This is a genomic window from Streptomyces sp. NBC_00690, assembly GCF_036226685.1.
Lineage (GTDB): Bacteria > Actinomycetota > Actinomycetes > Streptomycetales > Streptomycetaceae > Streptomyces.
Map to the genome: position 1 here is coordinate 5278114 of NZ_CP109009.1, position 18904 is coordinate 5297017.

Annotated in this window: 10 protein-coding genes and 1 riboswitch; of the genes, 4 read left to right on the top strand and 6 right to left on the bottom strand. The window is 68.6% G+C overall.

Annotated elements, in window-relative coordinates:
- Positions 1–399 precede the first annotated feature (399 nt).
- The gene (locus OID54_RS23145) at positions 400–3978 is read left to right on the top strand and encodes a HelD family protein (protein ID WP_329022336.1); all 3579 of its coding nucleotides are present in this window, start codon (positions 400–402) and stop codon (positions 3976–3978) included.
- Between the two features lie 108 nt (positions 3979–4086).
- On the opposite strand, the gene OID54_RS23150 is transcribed toward OID54_RS23145, so the two are convergent.
- The gene (locus OID54_RS23150; protein ID WP_329022338.1) at positions 4087–5172 is read right to left on the bottom strand and encodes a C40 family peptidase; all 1086 of its coding nucleotides are present in this window, start codon (positions 5170–5172) and stop codon (positions 4087–4089) included.
- Between the two features lie 256 nt (positions 5173–5428).
- Between OID54_RS23150 and OID54_RS23155 the strand changes: the two genes are divergently transcribed.
- On the top strand, positions 5429–5782 hold the full coding sequence (locus OID54_RS23155; protein WP_329022340.1) for a hypothetical protein: 354 nt from the start codon (positions 5429–5431) through the stop codon (positions 5780–5782).
- Positions 5783–5942: 160 nt separating this feature from the next.
- Here OID54_RS23155 and OID54_RS23160 read toward each other — a convergent pair whose 3' ends face one another.
- Together OID54_RS23160 and OID54_RS23165 are read right to left on the bottom strand one after the other, a co-directional pair.
- A complete protein-coding gene (locus tag OID54_RS23160) occupies positions 5943–7019 on the bottom strand; it encodes a C40 family peptidase (RefSeq protein WP_329022342.1) in 1077 nt (358 codons plus the stop codon).
- Between the two features lie 62 nt (positions 7020–7081).
- Positions 7082–7246, bottom strand: a riboswitch (cyclic di-AMP (ydaO/yuaA leader).
- Positions 7247–7572: 326 nt separating this feature from the next.
- Positions 7573–9231: an ABC-F family ATP-binding cassette domain-containing protein gene (locus OID54_RS23165; RefSeq protein WP_329022344.1), complete on the bottom strand. Its 1659-nt coding sequence runs from the start codon at positions 9229–9231 to the stop codon at positions 7573–7575.
- A 529-nt stretch (positions 9232–9760) separates the two neighbouring features.
- Between OID54_RS23165 and pcrA the strand changes: the two genes are divergently transcribed.
- Complete coding sequence (gene pcrA, locus OID54_RS23170) at positions 9761–12235, top strand: DNA helicase PcrA (RefSeq protein ID WP_329022345.1); 2475 nt, start codon at positions 9761–9763, stop codon at positions 12233–12235.
- 203 nt (positions 12236–12438) lie between these two features.
- Here pcrA and OID54_RS23175 read toward each other — a convergent pair whose 3' ends face one another.
- Positions 12439–14226, bottom strand: coding sequence for a M23 family metallopeptidase (locus OID54_RS23175; protein WP_329022347.1), 1788 nt, complete (start codon positions 14224–14226; stop codon positions 12439–12441).
- Between the two features lie 358 nt (positions 14227–14584).
- Complete coding sequence (locus OID54_RS23180; protein WP_443055787.1) at positions 14585–15727, bottom strand: alpha/beta fold hydrolase; 1143 nt, start codon at positions 15725–15727, stop codon at positions 14585–14587.
- Positions 15728–16202: 475 nt separating this feature from the next.
- On the opposite strand from OID54_RS23180, the gene OID54_RS23185 reads away from it, so the two are divergent.
- Positions 16203–16616: a cobalamin B12-binding domain-containing protein gene (locus tag OID54_RS23185; RefSeq protein ID WP_329022351.1), complete on the top strand. Its 414-nt coding sequence runs from the start codon at positions 16203–16205 to the stop codon at positions 16614–16616.
- A gap of 636 nt (positions 16617–17252) precedes the next feature.
- Here OID54_RS23185 and OID54_RS23190 read toward each other — a convergent pair.
- Positions 17253–18902, bottom strand: a complete 1650-nt coding sequence (locus OID54_RS23190; RefSeq protein ID WP_329022353.1) for a DUF5691 domain-containing protein — start codon at positions 18900–18902, stop codon at positions 17253–17255.
- Positions 18903–18904 lie beyond the last annotated feature (2 nt).

Genomic DNA, 18904 nt, shown 5'->3' on the forward strand with positions numbered 1-18904 from the left:
TCCTCATGTGGTTTCGTGGACGAGACTGTACGGCTGAACCGTATGGCTTCCTCCACGAATCCACAAGTCATCTAAGGTGGCTGCGAGTTCACTCCGGGCGCCGTGCCAGCGCACCTCCGCACCCGCGAAGTCCGCCTCCACCGAATCGACTTCGCTCCGCGGCAGCCGCCGACGCGAGACCCGTCGACGCCTCACGAAGGCCCGCTGGTGCCCGCCCTCTGGAACAGCCGGTGGTTGCCGAACACCTGATGTCCCGCATCCCGAAACCTCCGGGGAAAGTCGTTCGGTGAACAGTTCTCTGACTGTTCGTCATCGACTGGTTTCTGATAGTTGTTTCCGTGGGGTACGGGCGGACTTGCCCGTAGCGGCGACCCACGGTCGCCGCGGGGAGGGATGCACATGAGCACCACCACGCGCGAATCCATCATCGGCATCGAGCAGAAGGCCGTTGACCACGCGTACGACTGCTACGCCGCACGGCTGGCCGAGATGAGCGGAACATCAGCCGCCACGGCATCGGCGAATCCCAAGGACGGCATCACCAACCGCATCGAGGCCGAGGCCCGTGCCGAGGAGTACGGCGGACTCGGCACGGAAGCGCTCGTCTTCTCGCGCGTCGACGCGCCGGAAGACCCGGGCGGTGAGCCGCGCCCCTGGTACATCGGCCGTCGGGTCGTGTACGACTCCACAAGAGAACTGGTGGTCCTGCCGTGGACCAGCCCTCTGGCCACCACCTGGTCGAAGGCGCGCCCCGAGGCCCCCGGGGAGGTGGTCCTGCGCAGGCAGTTGCGCTGTGTGGAGCGGGTCGTCAAGGACTACCTCGACGAGATCGCCCTCATGGCGCCCACCGTGCCCACGACCGTTCCATCGCCACGTCCGGCCGCTGATCAGGCGGCCGAGGCGGCGCAGGACGCCACACCGACCAAGCTGGCTCCCAAGCCCACGAGCGAGCCGCGCCCAGATCCGGAAGCACCGCTGGAACCTGAGCCGGAAGCACCGCAGGAAGGCGCTGGGAGCGCTCCGGGCCCAGCCCGCACGCCCGGTGACGTCGCCCGTCTCCAGCGCCGCAAGCCGCTCCAACCGGACGACTTCCTGCTGCGTGAGCTCAGGCGCTCGCGCAGCGGACGCATGCGGGACATCGTCGAGACCATCCGTCGCGACCAGTTGGACCTGGTCACCGGATCCCCCTCCGACATCCTCGTGGTGCAGGGCGGCCCGGGCACCGGAAAGTCCGCCGTCGGCCTCCACCGGGTGACCTGGCTCGTCAACAACGAGCACTTCAAAGCCCAGGACATCCTGGTGATCGGCCCCCATCAGGGCTTCCTCGACTACGTCGGCCAGGTCCTGCCCACGCTCGGTACGCGCGACGTCAACGCCGTACAACTGAGCAGACTGTGGGAGGCGGACATCCACGGCAGCGACGAGCCGCGGGCACGTTCGGTGAAGTCCGACGAGCGCATGGGCTCCGTACTGCGCCGCCGAGTGGAGTACGACTACCGCCCGGAGGCCCTCGATGCCCTCACCGAAGTGCCCTCCTTCGAAGGCGATGAACCCGCCGTCGTGGTCATCGCCGGCAGTACGACCCTGCGCGTGCCGCGGTCCGAGGTCATCGCCCTCCTCGACGAGGCCCGCAGCGGTGACGGCCCGTACCGGCAGTGCCGTGATCGTTTCCGCAGCCTGTTCGTGGACCGGCTGCTCCAGGAACTCGCCACCATCGCACCGCGTCGCGCCCAGGGCAGCACGATCCGCCGCGATCTGGAACGCAATCGCCGTGTCGAGCGGCTCGTCGAACGCATCTGGCCGTCACAGGGTGCCAGGGAGGCCCTGCGTACCCTCTACGATTCGCCCGATCTGCTGCGTACCTGCGCCGACGGCATCCTCGACGAGGACGAGCAAGCGGCGCTGCACCGCCCCCGGGCCGCCAGCGCCGACGCCGACGCCTGGACCCTCGAAGACCATGTCTGCCTCGAAGAACTCCGGTTCCTGATCGACGGGGAGATCCCCAGGCGCTACGGACACATCGTGGTCGACGAGGCGCAGGACCTCACCCCCATGCAGGCCCGGGCGCTGCGCCGGCGCTGTGCCGTCGGCGGGTCGATGACGGTCCTCGGTGATCTCGCCCAGGCCACGGGCCCGCACACGCACACCAGTTGGGACCGGATCGGAACGCTCCTGTCCGACCACGGTGACTGGCGGGTCGCCGAGTTGAACACGAGCTATCGGGTGCCGGCGGAGATCATGGCGTTCGTGGCGCCCCTCGCCCGGGCGGTCGCTCCGGGGCTGCCGTACCCGCAGGCCGTACGCGAGGTGGGGGAGGGCGCCGTACGGACCGTGCCGAGCGGGCCGTGGAAACTCCTGGACGACACGGCCGCCGAGGTGGCCCGTCTGGTGGGCACCAGCGACGGCCACACCCCGCGGTCGGTGGCCGTCATCGTCCCCGACGACTCGGAGTGGCTCGACGAGATCGCCCGGCACCTCGATGCGGTCATCGAGGAGACGAGTCGCGAAGCGGTCTCCGTACTGGCCGCTGCCCAGGCCAAGGGCATGGAGTACGACCATGTCCTGGTCGTCGAGCCCGCCACCATCGCCGACCGCGGTCCGGCCGGCCTCCGCCAGCTCTACATCGCCCTCACCCGCAGTACGCAGAGCCTGACCGTGTTGCACACATCGCCGCTCCCACAGGCCCTGACGCAATCCGGTGCCACGACGGGCCCTGGCTCCGGAGAGCCGGACCCGAGCGGAACAACGTCCGGCGAACAGGTCGGCAATGAAGCGGAGTCCGTCGAGTCGGGCGATGCCCCGGAGATCGGGACGGACATCCGGGTGAGGGTCCTCGGCGTCGGGCCGGGAGGCCGCTACAAGGTCAAGGCGCTCACTCCCGACCTGGACCGTCCACTCTTCCTGACCGTCCGCCACGGCTCCGCCCCGCCGCGGCGAGGCGAGGAACTCGACTGCTGGGTCTTCGCCAACGAGACCAATCAGAGCGTCCTCACCACCGATCAGCGCGGTCGACTGCCCATCACGCCCAGGATGGCGGAACGCTATGCGGCGGCAGTCGACGTACTCGATGAACTGACGGCCGGGGACGGAAGCGTGCCGCACGACGCCCGCGTCCGCCTGTCCGAACTGCAAGGCATGGCCAACCGCATCCTCCGTCGTGACCAGGCGGACTGGGTGGACGTACGGCGCGTACTTGGATCTCCGGACCGACACCGACTGGGTCTCCTGCGCGATCTCGCTGCGGGAGCCAACCGTGCGCTCAAGGACAACACCGTGAACGTCCATGGGCTTCGGGAGGAGTACGAGCGGTCCGGTTGGGCCGATGCCCTGGCCGATGCGCGGGAGTTGCTCGGCGTCCGACTGGCCGAGGCCACCAACCCGAGCACGCCAGACACACCAGGCCCATCAGAGACATCAGAGACATCAGATGTGCCGAGCGCACCGAATGTGCCGGAAAGCGCGAACGCGCCCGTCGTCACTGAGCCCCGACCCGAGCCGAAGGAAAGCGAAACCGTGCCCACCGTCGACCACGCTCCGCCCGCAACGGCCGTGACCACCAAGGAGGGATTCCTTCGCGCGCTGGAGGACGCGGCGTCCGCCGACCGCGCCTGCAAGAAGCACGAAGCGGTGCGGCACGCGTTGAAGTCCGCCCTGCTGTGGGCGGACCTCCAGCCCTTGGACTCTGCGATCGTCGACGTCAGCTGTGTCACGGAGCGGGGCACGTTCCTCTACGAGGCGCTGGGCGCCGGCCGGTCCACCTATGCGGACCTCCGCTCGGGAGCGACCCGCCTGCTGGAGATCAACCACACCTTGCCCACCCGCGCCGACGCCCTCTACCTCGTGCTGTGCGAACCGCCTGCGGACGACTGGTCCGCCGACACCGTCCGTGATGTGTTCGACGTCCATGTCCTCTGGCGCAGTCCCGAAGGGTGGGGCGGTCGGGATGCCGCGACGGCCCTGAACTCCCCCGAGGCATGACACGCCCCGAGGCTTGACGCACTCCCGGGGCGCCGCATCGCCGATCGCACAGATGGTGAGCACCGCTGCTGCCACGCGGCCTGAGCGGCGCTCCGGGAAAGCCGTCGGTCACCCGGGTCGGGTGGCCCCAGCGAAGGGCATCTCGTCGATCGGTGCGATACGGATGTTCTCACCGGGCCGGGGTGCGTGGATCATCTTGCCGTCGCCGATGTAGAGCCCCACATGGCTGACTCCGGAGTAGAAGAAGATCAGATCGCCGGGGGCGAGCGCGGATCGCGGGATCCGGGTCCCGGAGTCGATCTGGCCGTAGGTGGTGCGGGGCAGTCGGACCCCCGCGTACTGCCAGGCGGCCCGAGTCAGCCCCGAGCAGTCGAAGGCATCAGGTCCGGTCGCACCCCAGACATAGGGCTTCCCGATGGCTTGGCGGGCATAGGCGATGGCCCGGGTGGCCCGGGTCGTGGCGACGCCCCTGGTGATCGGCTCGATGATCGGCTCGGCGATGGACTCGGTGATGGACGTGACGGCCGCCGCTCGTGGTGTGCCGTGCCCCGCGGCCCGGTCGACGCGCAGGGCGTAGCGGGCGCCGAGGAGTTGTTGGGCGGCTGTGAGCTTGTGTTGGACGGTTGCCTTGTGCCGTGCCTGTTCGTCCTGGTGGGTGCGGAGCGCGATGGCGGTGCGTTTGCCCTGCTTCCGTAGTGTCGCCAGACGCTTTGCCTGCTGCTCGGCCGAGGCGACCGTGGCGGCCCGACGGTCGCCGATGTGTGCGGCGAAGGCCGTCCGCCGCAAATACTCGTCCGGGGTCGAGGTGAAGGCGACCTCCAGGCCGGGTGCGCTGCCCCCGGCCCGGTACTGGGCGGCGGCGATGGAACCGAGAAGGCGACGCGTGGTGTTGAGCCGCTCCACCTCGCGTACGGCCGCGTCCCGCAACCTGTCGAGTGTGACGCGTTCCCGGGCTGCCGCCTCACGAGCCCGGTCATGCTGCTCCGCCGCGGCCTTGGCCTCCCGCTGGAGACCGTCGACCTCGGCCTTGATCTGTGTGGGGGTGGGTGCGGGGGCGGCCTGTGCGGTGCCTTGGAATGCGGTGGCGGTCGCAGTTCCGACGAGTGCGAGAGCGCTGGCCGTGCGGACGGCCGAGCCGGCGAGCGGGTACTGCCGGGACTTTCGGGGCTTGCGGTGCTGATGATGCGCGGCCACGAGAGCGTCCACGTCCTTCCGTGAAGCCGGTTGGGGGGAACCGGAGGCGGGAGGTCGCCTGGGCCAGGACCGTATGCCTGAGATGGCGGTAGTGGAGTGCTATCGACCGAATGTGGTGGAAGGTGTACAGCTCGCGTTGATTTCTGAAGGGGTTCCCGCGGGAGGTGTGACCCACTTCGTACCCCTGTGACCGATGCGGCGAATGAGGCACACCTGGCCTGAGGGTGGTGATATGGGGAGGGTTAGGCTCCGCCCCATGGAAGCACTCATCAATGTCTTCGTGGCGCTGCACATCATCGGCATCGCTTCTCTGCTGGGCGGATTTCTGACGCAGATGAAGGCGATATCTGCCGGTACTGCCCGTTTCAACCCGGCCATGCTGCACGGGGCGCTGACGATGCTGGTCACCGGCGTCGCACTGGTGGGCCTCAACCAGGCCGACGACCAGACGGTGAACAACATCAAGATCGGCATCAAGATGGCGGTGCTGGTCGTGATCCTGGGCCTGGTGTACGTCAAGCGGGACGAGGAGAATGTCGAGAAGGGGCTGTTCGCCGCGGTCGGTGGACTGACGGTCGCGAACATCTTCATCGCCACCGTCTGGACCTGACGCCCACGACAGGACGGTCCCATCGCGCCGCCCGGCCCGCCCGCCCCGTGGGGCCGACCCGAAGGTCGATCCGTACGGGGCGAACAGACTGGTCCACGAGGTGTGTTCAGCCGGGACTGCGCGCTGAGGGGGAGTCCGCACGGGGCGGAGCCGTCAGATGTCAGGCAGGTCGGACGATCCCCCGGATCGGCATCGTGTAGATCGACTCCTCACGCACTTCCACATGGTTGTCCACGCCCGGTTGCGGCGCGTGGATCATTCTGTCGCCGCCGATAGAGATGCCGACATGGCTGCTGTCGTCATAGAAGAAGACCAGGTCACCGGGGCGTAGCCCGCCCATGTCCACCTGCCGCCCGGCATGCGCCTGCTCCCGGGCGGTACGAGGGAGATCCACCCCGGCCGCCCTCCAGGCCGCCCGTGTCAGCCCCGAGCAGTCATAAGAACGCGGCCCCGTCGCACCCCGCACATAGGGCTTCCCCAACTGGGCCCGGACGAAGGCGAGCACCCCTTCGGCAAGAGCCGCGCCCCAGGGCGAGCCCGGATGCTTCTGGCGCTCCCGCTCCAGCCGCTTCAGTTCCGCCTCCTCCGCGGCCCGGGCCATCGCCGTGTGTCTGGCCTCCTCCTGGGTGATCCGCCATGCCTCGGCCGCCATCTCCTGCTCGACGGCCGCGAATCGCGCTCTGGCCTCCGCATCTCCCCGCCACAGCACGGAGCGCGCCTGGATCAGCTTCGACTGCACCTGCTGCTTTCCCGTGCGGAGGAAGCTCGGCGAGCGGGGGAGCGAAGTGGGCCTACCCGCCTCGGACGGTGGTTCGGCGAATGCGGCTCGCTGAACCGCTCGATCGGCGATTGCGCCGTGTTGGGCGTTGACCGCCGCCTTCAGCGGCGCTCTCCGATCGTCTTCGGGCGGGGTACCGCCCGGGGCGGTCGGCTCCTCGGTCGGGGCCGACGGCTTCGCGCGAGGCTGTTCCTCCGAGGATCCCAGGGCTCTGCCCGTCTGCCTGAGGCGTTCCGCGCGTCGGGCGTAGGCGGACCGCAACTCCTCGACCTCGCGGCGCTCTTCGGCGGCTGCCTGCTGGGCTGCTCCCCGCGGCGGCGTCCCTGTACCGGCCTTCCGGTACAGGGCGCCGATCTTCTGTTGGACTTCCTCCACGGAGGGCGTCCGGTCATCCGCCGCCTGTGCGTCCTGCGCCGGGAGGAGTCCGACGGACGCGATGGCCGCCGTGGTGAGTCCCACGGCAGGTGAGGGATTTGCTTTGCGACTTCGGGCCTTGCGATGCGACACCAAGGGCCGGCATCTCCTTCTTCCGTAGGCCGCCTACCGGGTTAGCTGTCGGGTTCGGGCGGACGGAAGAGCCCTACGGGCCTGCGCACGAACAGGCCCGATTCACCCCGGTGCTGCACGGTGGTTCCCCGGTTCCCGTCTCCCATGGGGGTGGAGACCGAATTCGGCGTGGCTGCCCGATCGGCGTGGGTCGCCGCAGTGGTGCGGGCTGCCTGAGCCAGCACGCTAGCCAAACCGTGTGGCTGCTGTGAAGATTGGTGTTCGATTTGTCCGATACATTTTCGTGACCTTTTCATTCGGTGTGCCGTCGAGCTCGGATGATTACCTTTCGCATCTGTACGAGTTCCACGTGTGACCGAACCTGGCCTTCTGTGGCATTTGCGCAGGCTGCCGTGCTCCGACCAGCGGCCGGATCAGGCCAGGGCACCCGCTGACGTGCTCGGGAGCAGTTCAAGCCGAACCGCCTAGGCTGCCGGGGCGTTCGGCGAGTCCCTCGATTCCCCGGTCAGCCCGCTGGTTCCTCGGGATGCCCCTCGGCCAGTCCTTCCTCGTCCAAGGTCCACCAGCGGGTGATCCCCAACTCCTGGAGGAACGCCCGGTCATGACTGGCGACGATCAACGCGCCGCGATAGCCGGCCAGCGCCTGGGTGAGCTGGGTGACGCTGGCCAGGTCCAGGCTGTTCGTGGGCTCGTCGAGCATGAGCAACTGCGGAGCGGGGTCGGCCAGGAGGAGTGCGGCCAACGTGGCACGGAACCGCTCACCCCCGGAGAGCGTTCCCACCCGCTGTTCGGCCCGGGCTCCACGGAAGAGGAATCGAGCCAGTTGGGCCCGGATCTCGTTGTCGTTCGCGGTGGGAGCCAACCGGGTCACGTTCTGGGCGATCGTGCGGTCGTCGTCGAGGACGTCCAGGCGCTGCGGCAGATACCGCATCGGTACGCGTACGGACACCGCGTCCGACGCCCCGTCCCCGACCGGGGCGAGCCGCCCGCTGATGGTGCGCAACAGCGTCGTCTTCCCCGCGCCGTTGCCGCCGAGCAGGGCGATGCGCTGCGGTCCGTGGACATCCACGGTGTCGATGACCGCACCCGTACGCAGTTGTACGCTCCGCAGACTCAGCACCGCGCGCCCCGGGTGCACGGTCGTGGCGGGCAGGTCGAGTCGAAGGGGCGCCTCCTCGCGCACCAGCGCCTCTGCCCGGTCCAACCGCTCGCGCGCCGCAGTCAGCCGTTCCTCGTGGACACCGCGCTCCTTTCCCGCTGCGACCTGGGCCGAGCGCTTCTTCACCTGCATCGTCGTCTTGTCCAGCCGGTTGTCCGCGTACATCTTCTTCCCGTACCGGACGCTGCGGGCCTGCCGGGTCTGCGCCAGGTCCAGTTCCTTCTTCTCCCGTGCGACCTGCGCTTCGGCCGCCTGTACTGAACGAGTGGCGGCCTCCTGCTCGATCGCGACGGCACTTCGGTAAGCGCTGAGGCCGCCGGTGAAGACCCGTACCTCCGAGCTGCGCAGCTCGGCGATCTGATCCACCTGTTCCAGCAGTTGCCGATCGTGGCTGACGACGATCACCGCACCACAGTGGCCGGCGAGCGCCGTCGAAAGGCGTCGACGGGCCGCTTGATCTAGGTTGTTGGTCGGCTCGTCCAACAGCAGTACCTGGGGACGGGCCAGCAGCAGCGCGGCCAACGACAGCAGCACGGCCTCGCCGCCGGAGACCTGGCCCACCGTGCGATCGAGCCCGATCCGGCCGAGACCGAGCTGATCCAGGAGGGCCCGGGTGCGCTCTTCGACGTCCCAGTCGTCGCCGATCGCGTCGAACTGCTCCGGGCGGGTGTCACCGGCCTCGATGGCGTGCAGGGCGGCACGGGTGCCGGCGATGCCAAGGACCTCGTCCACGCGCCGTTCGGTGGCCAGCGTCAGATCCTGCGGGAGGTATCCGACCTCTCCGGCGACCCGGACGGTGCCGCTCGTGGGAGTGAGCTGCCCGGCGATCAGCCGGAGCAGAGTGGACTTGCCGCTGCCGTTGTCGCCGACCAGCCCGGTTCGTCCGGTGCCCAGTGCGCAGGAGACATCGGCGAGTACGCCGGTGCCCTCCGGCCAGGTGAACGACAGACGGGAACAGACGACGGAAGGAGAAGAGGAAGGGGAAGGAGAAGGGGAACGAGACATCAGCGGATCTCCACCATCAACGTGCGAACAGGACTGCACAGGGAGATGCCGTGCGCCGCGGACCGCGACACAGGGGAGAGAACACAGAGGGAGAACGCCGGAAGGGGGAACGTCAGCTCCCCGGGCAGCTCGCTTCTGAGGTCGCGCACGTGCACACCGGTAGGACGGGGCACGGCATCTCGGACCTCAGCGGCGCAACGGCCTCTCCTCACGGCGACAACAGATACGCGGGCGACGCTACACGTCTCGTCCGGGCCCGCCAACGCAATTTCTCGGCCAGCCCCACCCAGCCCGGAACCCAGCCGTCGTCGCGATCCGATCGACACCGGGCACTTCGCCGGGGCATCCGCCGTGAGCTGCGGTTTTGAACCCCGCCGCCTCCGATGTCGCGGCGGTCGGGGCGCCGGACACCCGGGCATCGGGGCGCGGCCGGGCGGGGCGCGGACAGCAGCCGTGCCGGGGACCGTCCCGTCCCGATCGGCCGGTGCGGCCCCGGGTTGTCAGTGGGTCGGCCTAGACTCGTAGAGCGATGAGCAGCCTCTTTGACGAACAATTCCTGGCGAACCTCCAGCACGCCTCGCAGGAGCCCCCGCCGCCCGAGGACCATGAGGGCCATGAGGACCCCGAGGGCCATGCCCGGGAGGAGATCCCCGACGATCTCTTCCAGGGTGCCTTCGACGTACCTCCTGCCCGGGACGCCTACCACCGTGATGGCGCACCGCGCACCGTGGTGAACCCGGAAGCCCTCCTGGACGGGCTGAACGAGCAGCAGCGCGCCGCCGTCGTGCACACGGGCTCCCCGCTGCTCATCGTCGCCGGAGCGGGTTCGGGCAAGACCCGGGTCCTGACCCATCGGATCGCCCACCTGCTCGGGACCCGTTCCGTGCACCCCGGGGAAATACTGGCGATCACCTTCACCAACAAGGCCGCCGGTGAGATGAAGGAGCGCGTCGAGCAACTCGTCGGGCCGCGGGCCAACGCCATGTGGGTATCCACCTTCCACAGCGCCTGCGTCCGCATCCTGCGCCGCGAATCCAAGAAGCTCGGCTTCACCTCGTCGTTCTCGATCTACGACGCGGCGGACTCCAAGCGATTGATGGCCCTGGTCTGCCGCGATCTCGACCTCGATCCGAAGAAGTTCCCGCCGAAGTCGTTCAGCGCCAAGATCTCGAACCTGAAGAACGAGCTGATCGACGAGGAGACCTTCGCCGACCAGGCGGGCGACCAGTTCGAGAAGACGCTCGCCGAGGCGTACCGGATGTACCAGGCACGGCTGCGCGAGGCCAACGCCCTGGACTTCGACGACATCATCATGACCACCGTCCATCTGCTCCAGGCGTTCCCCGACGTCGCCGAGCACTATCGGCGGCGGTTCCGGCACGTCCTGGTCGACGAGTACCAGGACACCAATCACGCCCAGTACACGCTCGTACGCGAACTGGTGGGCCAGGGGTACGACGACCTGCCCGCCGCCGAACTCTGCGTCGTCGGCGATGCGGACCAGTCCATCTACGCCTTCCGTGGTGCGACGATCCGCAACATCCTCCAGTTCGAGGAGGACTATCCGAACGCGAAGACGATCCTGCTGGAGCAGAACTACCGTTCCACCCAGACGATCCTCTCCGCCGCCAACGCCGTCATCGAGCGCAACGAGAGCCGTCGCCCCAAGAACCTGTGGACGAACGCCGGCGCGGGCGCCCAGATCACCGGCTATGTCGCCGACACCGAACACGACGAGGCCCAGTTCGTCGCCGACGAGATCGACCGCCTCACGGACGCCGGGGACGCCAAAGCGGGCGATGTCGCCATCTTCTATCGGACGAACGCCCAGTCCCGGGTCTTCGAGGAGATCTTCATCCGGGTCGGGCTGCCGTACAAGGTCGTCGGCGGAGTGCGCTTCTACGAGCGCAAGGAAGTCCGGGACGTGCTGGCGTACCTACGGGTGCTGGCCAACCCCGAGGACAGCGTTCCGCTGCGCCGCATCCTCAACGTTCCCAAGCGGGGCATCGGCGACCGCGCCGAGGCGATGATCGACGCCCTCTCCCTGCGCGAGAAGATCACCTTCCCGCAGGCGCTGCGGCGGGTGGACGAGGCGTACGGCATGGCGGCCCGCTCGGCCAATGCCGTCAAGCGGTTCAACGCACTGATGGAGACGCTGCGCACGATCGTCGACTCGGGCGCCGGCCCCGCGGTCGTCCTGGAAGCCGTACTGGAGCAGACCGGCTATCTGGCCGAACTCCAGGCGTCGACCGATCCGCAGGACGAGACCCGCATCGAGAACCTCCAAGAACTTGCCGCCGTCGCGCTGGAGTTCGAGCAGGCGCGCACCGAGGACGAGGGAGCGGGCACCCTCGCGGAGTTCCTGGAGCAGGTCGCACTGGTCGCCGACTCCGACCAGATCCCGGACGAGGACGAGGACGGCTCCGGGGTGATCACTTTGATGACCCTGCACACCGCCAAGGGCCTTGAGTTCCCGGTGGTGTTCCTGACCGGACTGGAGGACGGCGTCTTCCCGCACATGCGTGCCCTCGGCCAGACCAAGGAACTGGAGGAGGAGCGCAGGCTTGCGTACGTGGGCATCACCAGGGCGCGCGAGCGGCTCTACCTCACGCGCTCGGCGATGCGCAGTGCTTGGGGCCAGCCCGCGTACAACCCGCCCTCGCGGTTCCTGGAGGAGATTCCGGTCCAGCACGTCCAGTGGAAGCGCACGGGGCCGATGGCAGCGCCCGCGGGTCCCGTGTCGGGCCTCGGGTCGCGCTTGTCCTCCGCGCCCTCGTCCCGCGGTCGGGCGGGTGCCTCCGGCTTCGCCACCCGTCGCGGCGGCGCCGCCGAGAAGCCGGTCATCTCGCTGTCGATCGGTGACCGCGTCACGCACGACCAGTTCGGTCTGGGGACGGTCGTCGCGGTCACCGGTGTGGGTGCGGATGCGCAGGCGACGATCGACTTCGGGGACGAGAAGCCCAAGCGTCTGCTGCTGAGGTACGCACCGGTCGAGAAGTTGTGAGGGACCCGGCCCAGGAGGGCGCGATCGCTGGTGCCGACCGCGCCGTCCGGCTCGCCCTTGGCCCAGCCGATGCGGATGGGTCAGGGAGCCTCCCGGCCATCCGCTGAGCAGCGGGACGTGCCGGAGACATACGCACACCGAGGCACGCCCGGACGTCAAAAGCGCCCGCATCCGACATCGGATACGGGCGCCGGGCGCGCGTTTTAGACGGGGTTGAGACCGTGGCTGCGCAGCCACGGCAAGGGGTTGATCGCCGCGCCGCCGCCGGGCCTGACCTCGAAGTGGAGGTGCGGTCCCGTCGACTTTCCGGAGTCCCCGGCGTACGCGATCACCTCGCCGGCCTTCACGGTGCCGGAGCGGATCTTGGCACTGCTCAAGTGGCAGTACCAGGTCTCGGTTCCGTCGGGGGCGGTCAGGATGACCATGTTGCCGTAGGCGCTGTTGAACTGGGTGCGTACGGTCCCGTCCGTCGCGGCGAGGACTTCGGTGCCGTAGCCCACCGGGAAGTCGATGCCGGTGTGCAGCGAGACCCAGTTGACCCCGGACTGGCCGTAGTAGGCGCTGATGCCGTTCTGCCGCACGGGCAGGGAGAACTTGGGGCGCAGGGCCTCGCGCCTCTTGGCCTCTTCCTCGCGCTTCTTGCGCTCGGCTTCCTGGCGCACTTTGAGGTCGATGCGTTCCTGGGTGCGGGATGCGCGATCGCCGAAGTCGCGGGCCTCCGCGTGGAGCGCCGCGAGTTGGGTGTCCATCTTGTTGTTGGCGGCAGCGGTCGTGGCAGCGGTGGAGGCCACATCGGCTGCGGCGAGCTTGGTGGTGTCGTCCTTCTTGGCGTCGCCTCCGCTGAGGCCGCCGACAGAGGCGGCAGCGATACCGGCGACGCCCATCACACAGGCGGAGGGCACGGCGACCGTCAGGAAAGCGGAACGCTTGGCCGGAGTGCGCCGCCGCCCCCGACCGGTGTTGCTGCCGTGGGAGCGTCGTACGGGACGCGGAGTCACCGGAGCGACGGGCGTGATCAGCCCCAACTCCTCGTCGGACGGCTGGTCCGCGTCAGCGTCGGTGTCGTCGTCCGCAGCGAAACCGGTCTCGGGAGCGCCGTGCGCGAGGTCGAGATCGATGTCGAAGACGAAGGTGTGGTCGGGTTCGGCGTCGAGACTCGGGCCGAGATCACCGGTGCTGTCGAGGTCCGTCTCCGAGCCCGGTTCCGAACCGTCCTCATGAGCCGCGAAGGTGTACGACCCGGTCTCGTACGAGGTGGTCTCATACGACCCGGTGTCGAAGGCGCCGACTTCCTGGTGCCCGCTCTCGTATCCGCCCGCCTCGTAGCTCCCGGTCGCGTACGAACCGGTGTCATAGGCGTCGGGTCCATACGTCTCGGGCTGAAAGGCTTCGGACCCATAGGCATCGGGCTGAAAGGTCTCAGCGTTGAAGTCCTGGGCGCTGAAGTCCGGGGCGTTGAAGTCCTGGGAATGGTCCGCCATCAGCTCCGACGGTGCTTCCGTGCCGAAATCACCGTGGTTCACGCCGAAATCAGTTGCGGCGAACTCATGATCAGGTGTGAACTGCTGGGGTACGCCCGCTTCCGCGCCCACGTTCCACGCGGTGGCGTCGTACGCGCCGCTGTCGGCGCCCGTGACCGTCCACTGGCCGGTCGTGTCGGGCACGAAGGTGGCGGCGGCCGTGTCGAACTGACCGGTGTGACCGGTCTGGTTCCATGCAGCCGCGTCCCACTGCCCGGTCGTGTCGTACTGTCCGGTGGGATCGACCTGGACGAACGGGTCGATCTGCTGCGGTTCCGCGTACGTTCCATAGTCGGCGCTCTGATGCGATCCCGTGTCCCAGGCGCCTGTTTCATAGCCGCCACCGTGGGAAACCGATTCGTACCCGGCCGGCGTGTGCGCGATGGCACCGAAGAGCGGATCGATGTCAAAGCTGCCGGTGGGGTTGTTGTCGTAGCCGACGTGCCCGGCGTGGGCGTGCTGGTCGTTCACCAACTTCTCTCTCGCCTCGGCAGCAGGAACTGGCTTTCTGGGGCCATGGAGCAGTTGAATCCCAGCAGGGGAACCAGTGGCGCGACTGTACCCGGCGGTATGCGACGGCGACAATCTTCCTGAGGTTTTGGCCAATCAGGAAACGGGCATTCGAGCGTCTTTCGGCGAGGTGCAGACCTAGGTTTGGCCCTATGTTCGAAACACGTTCGAGCTTTGGCTGACCGTTTTGTCGCTGTCGTCTAGGGAATCGCCGTCGAGCATGAGGGTCTTGAGGCGGAGTTACGTAGGTGCTGTGACCGTTCCGGGTGGAGCGAGGAGCCGTCGTGACCGCCGGGGAATACGAGGTCTCAGACCTGGCCTAGGCGACCGAGGCGCTGTCGCTGCTTCCGGTGCAGGACTTATCGGGCTCCAACGCCCTTCGGACGCCTGCGGCAACGGCCGGGTGGACCGGGAGTGCGAGATGGCCGACGCCGCTGATCTGCACATTCGTGGCCAGGAGATCGGGGTGGTCCAGACGTGCCGTCTCGACCGGAGTCATCAACTGGTCGAGATCGCTCCAGAAGCTTACAAATCGAGTGCGGCAGCCCGGTGCAGGTCGCCCCAGCTCCTCGATGACCGAGGACCCCGGGCGCATCTGCCGCACGATGGGGTGCGCGCTGGCGAGCGGGATGACGGTGGTGCCGGCATGGGGAGTGCCCAGGGTGACCAGAGTGCGGACGCGCAGGTCACCGCCGAGACACTGGGTGTAATAGCGGGCGATCAGCCCGCCGAGGCTATGGCCGACGATGTCGACCCTGGGCTGTCCCGTGCGTTCGCAGATCTCCTCGACGTGCCGGCCCAGGAGGTCGGCAGCGGCGCGGATGTCACAGGTCAGCAGGGAGTAGTTCAGACATTCGAGATGGTGCCAACCATGCCGGGCGAGGGATCGCCGCAGCAGCACGAAGACCGACCGGTTGTCGGCGAAGCCGTGCAGCATGATGACGGGAGGGTGCTCCTGGTCGGGGCGCTCGGGCGGCTGGGTGGCAGTGGGGCTCTGTGGGCCGGTGTGGGTTCTGTTCCGGGGCTGGCGAGATGCCCGCTCGGGTGCGGGTGCGGGTGACGCGGTCCGGTTCGCTGCGCCGCTGCGCCGGTCCGGGTGAGGGGCTTGTTTCTGCCGTGCACCCTGCCGTGCGCCCTGGCGCGGACGCGGAGCCTTACCGGCGTCGAGGGGGCGTGGGCGGTCGACTCGCAGGGTTCCTGGCCTGCTGTCCCTACTGTCCCTGCTGTCCCTGCTGTCCCCGGGTTTGTCCGTCCCGGTGTGGCGCGCCGTCGGCCGCTCGCCTTGTAGCTCGGAGGGGTCTTCATCGCAGGTGGTCGGGGGCTTCTGGGGTGAAGGGATGCCGCTGCGCTCGGGGGCGAAGCCGGAGGGGTAGAGCAGTGCGTGTCCGGCGAGGATGGCCAGCTCAAGGGCTGTCGCGCGGAGCACCGTGCCAGGGATGCGCAGGTCGCACAGGGAACGCAGCTGCTGGGCCGTGCGCAGGCTGACGGTGTGCAGATCCCAGCCGTTCATGCCCGGAGTCAGTGAAAGGCACTGGGGCAGCGGGGCCAGGCCGAGGCTCAGGCTGAGGGGGAAGAAGGGCAGGACCTGCATGGGCCGACCTCCGTATGACATCCCGAAGGACGGCATCGTCGCTCGGGATGCCCTCAGTGGGGCCTCCTCAGCGGCTTCCGCGAGCGCCGATGGCATCGGCGCTCGCCGAGGCGTGGGTGCCGGATCTCCGTGCCGTGCGGCTGACGGCAGGGCCATCCAGCGCTGAAGCGGCTCCCTTGCGCCGGCCTCGCCTTGGCTTGTCTGCCTGGAACAGCGGGTACGACGCATAGCGAACATGTCCCAGTGTGTGATTTCCCCCTCCCTGTTCACCGTGAAACGGCTAGCTGCGGGATGCTGGAGATAACGTTCGTTCACTTGCGGCGGAGTCGGCTATGTGGAGGCAGCGATGGGTGTGACGGGTCCGATCCGCGTGGTGGTGGCCAAGCCGGGGCTCGACGGCCATGATCGCGGAGCCAAGGTGATCGCGCGGGCCCTGCGTGACGCCGGCATGGAAGTCATCTACACGGGCCTGCACCAGACGCCCGAACAGATCGTGGATACGGCAATTCAGGAGGACGCGGACGCCATCGGACTCTCCATCCTCTCGGGTGCGCACAACACGCTCTTCGCCAAGGTGATCGCGCTGTTGAAGGAGCGGGAAGCGGAGGACATCAAGGTCTTCGGCGGCGGGATCATCCCGGACGCCGACATCCCACCGCTGAAGGAGCTGGGGGTGGCGGAGATCTTCACGCCCGGTGCCACGACGACGTCCATCGTCGACTGGGTGAGGGCGAACGTCAGGGAACCCGCCGGCACCTGAACCGTCCATCCGGGCAGCGGCACACCTGGCGCGCGATCCCGAACGGGGTGTGGGCGAGTCGGGTGAAGAGGGTCGAAGGGGGGCAATGTTCAGCCGTTCGGCCCAAACGAGCTGTGGGCATGGGCCGGGACATCTGCATGTGCGACGCCCCTGCCCCGGTGAGCCCGTGGCATTGCCTTTGCTGCTGATTGCCCGAAAACGGCCTAGGTCTCGGGCGGGTACCCCCACTGGGGTATGGGCTTTATGGGTGGGAGTTCGCGGCGCCGCTGCTTCGGTGCACGGTGGCGGAGCGAAGCGAGAGCCGTGATCCACCCTAGGGCGAGGTGCGGATGAGCGCCGGGCTCCTCACCGAGGGCGGAGTGCACACCTCTCGCCATGTCGCCGTGCGCATAAGCGAGACTTTCGATTGCCCGATCTACGACCGCCCCGGAAGACCTCCGTGACAAAGAGGAGGGGACAGTCCCTCCCCGCCAGGCGGGGTGCTCTGCCAGGGCTTTGCCCGACCGACACCCTCCGGTTTGGCTACTGGCGTCCTGACGACGCGTACGCGTTGGGCCGGCGTGAGGGGGCTCTGGCTGCCTTCCGATCCGGATCGGATCGGAAGCCGGGTCGGAAGGCAGCCGGGAGCAGAAGCGATCAGCGGGGGAGGGTCCCCGCCAACTCACCCTGCATCGCTTCGCGCAGCCGCAAGGTGGAGACCAGCCGCTGGAACGCCTCCGACCAGTAGCTACCCGCGCCGGGAGACGCACCCTCGACCTCGGCCGGAGTGGCCGTCAGTAGATCGAGCCGGCCGGCCTCGACCGGGGCGAGGCAGCGCTCGGCCAGTCCCATCACCCCGCTGAAGCTCCATGGGTAACTCCCTGCCTCCCGAGCGATGTCGAGTGCATCCACCACCGAGTGCCCCAGCGGTTCCGACCACGGCACCGCACACACCCCCAGCAACTGGAACGCCTCCGACAGGCCGTGCGCGGCAATGAACCGCGCCACCCAGAGCGCCCGTTCGTCCTCGGGCAGAGAGGACAGCAGCTTGGCGCGCTCGGCCAGGGAGGACGTGCCCTGGCCCGACTCCGGCGGCGCGCCCGGTCTACCCAGCAGAGCACGGGCCCACTGGGCATCGCGCTGTCGTACCGCAGCCCTGCACCAGGCGGCGTGCAACTCCTCCCCCCAGCCGTCCGCCACGGGCAGGGTCACGATGTCCTGCGCCGAACGACCGTCGAACTGCTCCGTCCAGGCGGACAGTGGCGCGGACTCCACCAACTGCCCGAGCCACCACGAACGCGCGCCGCGACCCGTCGGCGGGGCGGGCGCCACGCCGTCCCGCTGCATCTGCGCATCGCACTCGCGCGGAGCGGTCACCGCGATGGACGGCTTCCCGGCCACCAGCGCCGGACCGACGCAGGCCAGCGCACGCTTCGCCATGCGACCGGCAAGTGCGGACAGCGGCAGCGCGGACAACAGTTCCGCCGCCGTGGCCCGAACATTGCGGCTGCGGTCGGTGAGCGCCTGCTCCAAGAAGGGTTCGTCCGCCGGGGACAGGCCCGCACGCAGGGAGTCGAGGAACATCAACCGGTCCTCGGCCCGTTCTGTGGACCAGGTGCCGGCGAGCAGTGCCAACGCCCGGCTCGCGTCCCGCCCCCGCACCGCCGTCAGCAGGGCCACCCGCTCCGCGAACAGGCCCTCGGCCCAGAGTTCGTGCACGGCATTCGAGTCGTCCACGTCGAACAACAGTGCACCACTGCCCGATGCCCCTCGGAGCGCGAACTTCCACTCCGGGTTGAGCCGTGCCAGCCACAGGCCCCGAGAGCCGACGAAGGTGAGGACCTGCGTCCGTAGATCCGTGCGGGCGCGCGCAGCGTCCAACAATGCGGGCAGCAGCGGCGCCGGGGCCTGGTAGCCGTGGTCGTTCGCCTTGGTCAGCCACTGGGGCAGCAGCTCCGTGAGGTCCGGTGCCGTTCCCCGACGGCCGCTCGACGACGGAGCCGCCCGATCGGCCAACAGTTGCGCGAGCCGACGGCGCGCTGCCAACGGCGGTAGCGGTCTGCCGTCGAACGGAGCGGGCGCAGGTCGAGAGGCCGCTGCGGCGGGCACCAGACCCGCCCTACGACGCACGGTATGCACCACTGCCGCGTCCAGCAGTGTGATGGTGGCTTCCCTGCCGCGCGGGCGGACCAGCACGGGTGGTTGACGACGCTCGGTCCCCAGGAGGGCCGTGGTGACCAACTCCTCCCAGCGGGGGAGAGGGTCTTCGGTCCGATCGGTCTCGTTGCTGTTGCTCCTCAACGTCACAC

What these genes read in the sequence shown, in the direction of transcription:
- OID54_RS23145 (WP_329022336.1), top strand. Translation starts at nt 400, where the DNA reads ATGAGCACCACCACGCGCGAATCCATCATCGGCATCGAGCAGAAGGCC.
- OID54_RS23155 (WP_329022340.1), top strand. Translation starts at nt 5,429, where the DNA reads ATGGAAGCACTCATCAATGTCTTCGTGGCGCTGCACATCATCGGCATC.
- OID54_RS23165 (WP_329022344.1), bottom strand. Translation starts at nt 9,231, where the DNA reads ATGTCTCGTTCCCCTTCTCCTTCCCCTTCCTCTTCTCCTTCCGTCGTC.
- pcrA (WP_329022345.1), top strand. Translation starts at nt 9,761, where the DNA reads ATGAGCAGCCTCTTTGACGAACAATTCCTGGCGAACCTCCAGCACGCC.
- OID54_RS23185 (WP_329022351.1), top strand. Translation starts at nt 16,203, where the DNA reads ATGGGTGTGACGGGTCCGATCCGCGTGGTGGTGGCCAAGCCGGGGCTC.